Origin of the sequence: Bacillus sp. SIMBA_154 (assembly GCF_046536015.1) — a bacterium.
GTDB classification, from domain to species: domain Bacteria; phylum Bacillota; class Bacilli; order Bacillales; family Bacillaceae; genus Bacillus; species Bacillus pumilus_P.
The window spans coordinates 1-244 of the sequence record NZ_JAWJBV010000559.1 but is presented as its reverse complement, the minus strand read 5'-3'; the positions used below and the strand labels follow the sequence as shown (position 1 = coordinate 244).

1 protein-coding gene is annotated in these 244 nt (G+C 34.0%); it reads right to left on the bottom strand.

Features of this window, described 5'->3' with window-relative positions; all coding sequences use genetic code 11:
- On the bottom strand, positions 1-244 hold a 244-nt coding region (locus R0K30_RS23155; protein WP_410613340.1), incomplete at both ends, for a condensation domain-containing protein.

Sequence of the window (244 nt, the reverse complement as noted above, 5' to 3'; positions counted from 1 at the left end):
ATAAAATTATAGTTGTTCGTATCCAGAGCACCTTCTTGGACTGATTTTAAAAGCTGTTGAAAAGTATAATCACTATCAAATGTAATTCTTGTAGGAATAGTGTTTATGAATAAACCTACCATATTTTCAATACCGTCTACTAAAGCATCCCTTCCTGATACAACCGTACCAAAAACGGCATCCTCAGTATTATTGTATTTAGCTAAAATCAGCCCCCATATACTTTGGACTACTGTGTTTAACG